The organism is Streptomyces sp. NPDC054841, assembly GCF_053611045.1.
This window is the reverse complement of record NZ_JBSGZO010000619.1, coordinates 1-4235: the sequence shown is the minus strand read 5'-3', so window position 1 is coordinate 4235 and position 4235 is coordinate 1. Positions and strand designations below refer to the sequence as shown.

Here is a 4235-nt window from a genome sequence, read left to right as displayed (position 1 = left end):
GTGCAGATGAATCGGACCTCGCAGGATCGGGCTGGGCCGGTACGGCGGTGGGTCGGCGACGAGGCGGGGATTGTCGAGGCGGCGGACCAGCTCGCTCAGCGCGATCTGGGTCTCCAGCCGGGCCATCGGGCCGCCGAAGCACAGGTGGATGCCGCTGCCGAACCCGAGGTGCTGGTTGTCCTGCCGGTCGGGGTCGAAGCGGTCGGGTTCGTCGAAGCGGTCCGGATCGCGGCTGCCCGAGGCGAGCATGAGCATGATCTTCGAGCCCTTGGGGATGACGGTGTCGGCGACGGTGATGTCGCTGTACGCCGCCCGCCACGGGATGATGTGCACGGGTGGCTCGTAGCGCAGCAGTTCCTCGACCAGTCGCACGATCAGCTCCGGTTCGTCGCGCAGCCGCTGCAGCACCTGCGGGTGGCGTAGCAGCGTCAGCATGCCGTTGGTGATGAGGTTGACGGTGGTCTCGTGGCCGGCGATGAGCAGCAGGTTGGCGGTGCTGATGATTTCCTCGTCGGTCATCCGCCCGTCGGGCCCGTCATCGTTGGCCAGTCGTGTCAGCAGGTCGTCGCCCGGCCGGCCGTGGCGTTGTTCCAGCAGCCCGCCGAGGTACTGGCGCAGGTCTTTGGTGGCCTGCACGCCGTTGTCCAGTTTCTCCTTCGGGTCGGTCTTGGGGTCGTAGTCGATCGAGTTGATGATGTCGTTCACCCACAGGTGGAACCGCGGTTCGTCCTCGCGTGGCACGCCGAGCAGGTGGCAGATCACGGTGACGGGGAACGGGTAGGCGAAGTCGTCGACGATGTCGATCTGCTGTTTGCCCGCGAAGTCGTCGATCAGGCCGCTGACGATGGCGGTCAGGTCGGGTCGCATGCCGTCCACCCGCCCCGGGGTGTGCGGGGGGCCGAAGTGGCGCATGGCCAGGCGCCGCAGGCGGTCGTGCTCGGGCGGGTCGAGGTTGATGAACGACGGCGTGGCACGCCCCTCGACCGCGGGCATCGGCCGCGAAAGGTTGCGGACGTCGGAGCTCAGGTGCGGGTCGTGCAGTATGCCGGTGAGCTCGCGGTAGGTGCTGATGACGTAGCTGCCGTCCTCCAGCAGGGCCACCGGCGTCCGGCGCAGCTCGGCGTAGAGCGGGTACGGGTCGGCCCGGGTGGAGTAGTCGAGGATCCGGTGCAGGATGTCGGGCGTCTCGGTCGTGGTCATGTCGCCTTACCTCCGATTACCTCCGACGGTTCTGCCGCAGGGCCGTGACGCGCCGCTCGCCCGGGTCATGGCCGGTGACGACCACCGTGGCGCCCGTGCTGAGCGGGGTGAGGCCGGGGAAGTCGACAGGCACCGGTTTCGCGTCGGCGGGCTGGTCGGGCGTGGGACAGGGCGGCGGGAAGGGCGCGGCCGTCTCGATCAGCTGCCGGTAGTGGTCCAGCCACTTCGCGTTGTTGAAGCTGACCGCCGCGGTGACGCGGCCCTGGTAGCCGTATGCAGCGACGAAGCGGTGGTCGGACACCGATCCCTGGGCGACGACGACCTCGTCGGCGAAGGTCGGCACACCAACGGACTTGATGTTGACGCCGAACTGGATCGACCAGAACGCCGGGATGGTCAGGTGGGGCCAGCGGTCCGCCTGGCCGCTGACCATGTTGTGCGCCGCGATCTCGGCCTGCTCCACGGCGTTGGCCCAGTGCTCCAGCGAGATGAACCGGTACTCGTAGATCGGGTTCGGGCAGCGTGCCACGTCTCCGGCGACGAAGACGTCGTCGGTGACCAGGCCGTTGACGTCGAAGGCGCGGCAGCCCGAGTCGCAGGCGACTCCCCATACGCCTACCGCCAGTCCCGAGTCCTGCAGCCACTCGGTGTTGCGGATGCCGCCGAGCGCCACCACCGCCACGTCGGCGTCGACGGTGCTGCCGTCGTCGAAGTGAGCGCGGCGAAAGCGCCCCTGCGCGTCGCCCTCCAGCCGGGTGACCTTGACACCGCAGCGCAGGTCGACACCGTGGGCGCGCTGCATGTCCGCCGCGACCTCACCGATCATGGCGCCCAGCGCCCCGACCAGCGGGGCCGACGCGAGCTCGGCGACGGTCACCGGGATGTCCCGCTCGCGGCAGATGGAGGCGATCTCGGAGCCGGTGAAGCCCGCGCCGATGACCAGCACACGGGAGGGCCCGGCGGCGAGGGCCCGCTGCAGGCCGTCGGCGTCCTCGCGCGTGCGTACGACGAACACTCCGTCCAGGGCCGCCTCGGTCTCGACGAACCACGGCCGGGCCCGTACCCCGGTGGAGATCAGCACCCGGTCGAAGGGAACCTCGCTGCCGTCGGCGAGATGCACGTGGTTGTTCGCCAGGTTCAGCCCGTCGGCGGGCACGCCCAGCAGCCACTCCGCGTCGATGTCACGACGGCGCGGCAGCGTGGTGCCCCCGGCCGGTACCCACCCGGTCAGCACCTGCTTGGACAGCGGGGGCCGGTCATAGGGCTCCCCCAACTCGTCACCGATCATGGTCAACGATCCGGTGAAACCCTCGTCGCGCAGAGCCTCCGCGGCCCGGAGTCCCGCCAGTGACGCCCCGACGATCACGATGCGGCCGTCGCGCTTGAACTCCTTCAGGGTGTCGGCGCTGGTCATGGCCGCGACGCCCCCACGGGTGCGTCCCGCCCTTCCAGCTGGTCGACCAGAATCGCCTGGAGCGGGCAGGCTGCCGCGGCGCGCAGCACCTGCTCGCGCTGGGCATCGTCGGGGTTCGGGTCATACATCAGAGCTTCTTCGCCGTGCATCCGGAACGCGTCCGGGGCCAGGAAAGCGCACTGCGCATATCCCTGGCATCGGGAAAGATCTACGACAACTCTCATCCCGATCCTCCATTCAGGGACTGCAGAGCTGCGGGCTCCGAGGCGGCGCCGCTGCAGCGCGCAACCCGCTGGGTGGGCCTGCGAGGAAGAAATTCGGCCGCTGCCCACCCCTTCGCATGCGAGGGTGACAACCCCGCTCGTCAAAGGTCTCCACAGGTGGAAGTGATCGTTGCGAATAATGCAACCGGCGTCTGGAACAGCGCCCGGAGAACTTGACTTTGTCGTCAGCAGCCTATCCCGTGCGCGCAGACATCGCCCGCTCGGGAACGGGACATGCCGGCGTCAGCCGATGCCCGCGGAGACGACCACCCGCCTGTGTCCGCGGCTGTTGTCCTTGACGGCGGCGTACCGGCTCGGAGGGGCCGGCACTCGCCGTGGGGGCCCGAGCCGCGCTGGGCAGATCGATTTGGGAGGCCGTCGGTACGCGCGCTGCCGGGTGCAGGTGCTGAGAACGTATCGCGCGGCGGTCAGCGTCGTTCACCCGTCGGGCGTCTGCGTCATGCGGCCGGACGAGATGCGAACTACGTTGTCTGTGGACATGTTCGAACGCTCTGTGGCCCAGGCCCAAGGGCAGTCACGCGGCTCTCGGCACGGGCTGTCGGGTCACTTCGGCCGAGCCCTGCCCAGCTGATCGCCCTGATCCCCCACCGGAGGTCGGCATGGGTAAAGTCCTTGGTGACGTGCTGGGTTTTGCGGCCGCCGTCGCCATCAGCCCGCTTCCGATCATCGCGATGATTCTCGTGCTCGCCACGCCTCGGGGACGGCTGAACGGCTTGCTGTTCGCCGCCGGCTGGATTCTGGGGCTGTCGGCGCTGGGCGGGGTGACGCTGGCTGTCGCCGGATCAGGGGGCGGTTCCGCCGGTGGTCAGCCGGCCACCTGGGTAGGCGGCCTCAAGCTTGCCCTGGGAGTGCTGCTCGTCTTCTTCGGTGCTCGGCTGTGGCACCGGCGCCCTGCGAATGCCTCCGAGGCGCAGCTGCCGAAGTGGATGGCCACGCTCGACCGCCTCACGCCGGTGAGGGTCTTCGGACTTGCGCTGGGGCTGGCCACACTCAACGCCAAGAACGCACCGCTGATCATCGCCGCCGCCGCCTCGATCGCCTCGTCCGGGCTTCCTGTCGTGGAGCAGATCGCGTCGCTGGCGATCTTCGTGCTGATCGGCGCGCTCGGACTGCTGACCCCGCTGGGAGTCTTCCTGATCGGGGGAGATCGAGCGAAGACCACGCTCAGCGGCTGGAAGGACTGGGCCGCGGTGCACAACGTCGCTGTGATGGCGGTGCTGTTCCTCGTCTTCGGGTTGAAGCTGCTCGGTGACGGCATTGGCATCCTCACTTCCTGACAGCGGCACCGTCCGGCGGTCGCAGGTCTGCGGCCCGTGGCTGCGGGGCGGGTCCCCTCC

General features: G+C 69.2%; 4 protein-coding genes. 1 reads left to right on the top strand and 3 read right to left on the bottom strand.

Annotation, left to right across the window (positions count from 1 at the left end):
• The 3 genes from ACWGI8_RS40560 to ACWGI8_RS40550 form a co-directional block, all read right to left on the bottom strand.
• The coding region (locus ACWGI8_RS40560; RefSeq protein ID WP_453668462.1) for a cytochrome P450 at positions 1-1200 on the bottom strand (1200 nt) is incomplete at its 3' end.
• Positions 1201-1216: 16 nt separating this feature from the next.
• A complete protein-coding gene (locus ACWGI8_RS40555; protein WP_453668461.1) occupies positions 1217-2614 on the bottom strand; it encodes an NAD(P)/FAD-dependent oxidoreductase in 1398 nt (465 codons plus the stop codon).
• The gene (locus tag ACWGI8_RS40550; protein WP_453668460.1) at positions 2611-2838 is read right to left on the bottom strand and encodes a ferredoxin; all 228 of its coding nucleotides are present in this window, start codon (positions 2836-2838) and stop codon (positions 2611-2613) included. The genes ACWGI8_RS40555 and ACWGI8_RS40550 overlap by 4 nt, the downstream gene beginning before the upstream one ends.
• 659 nt (positions 2839-3497) lie before the next feature.
• Between ACWGI8_RS40550 and ACWGI8_RS40545 the strand changes: the two genes are divergently transcribed.
• Positions 3498-4175: a GAP family protein gene (locus ACWGI8_RS40545; RefSeq protein ID WP_453668459.1), complete on the top strand. Its 678-nt coding sequence runs from the start codon at positions 3498-3500 to the stop codon at positions 4173-4175.
• The last annotated feature ends 60 nt before the right edge of the window (positions 4176-4235 follow it).

Coding starts and splice junctions, on each gene's coding strand:
- ACWGI8_RS40555 (WP_453668461.1), bottom strand. CDS start 2,614: ATGACCAGCGCCGACACCCTGAAGGAGTTCAAGCGCGACGGCCGCATC.
- ACWGI8_RS40550 (WP_453668460.1), bottom strand. CDS start 2,838: ATGAGAGTTGTCGTAGATCTTTCCCGATGCCAGGGATATGCGCAGTGC.
- ACWGI8_RS40545 (WP_453668459.1), top strand. CDS start 3,498: ATGGGTAAAGTCCTTGGTGACGTGCTGGGTTTTGCGGCCGCCGTCGCC.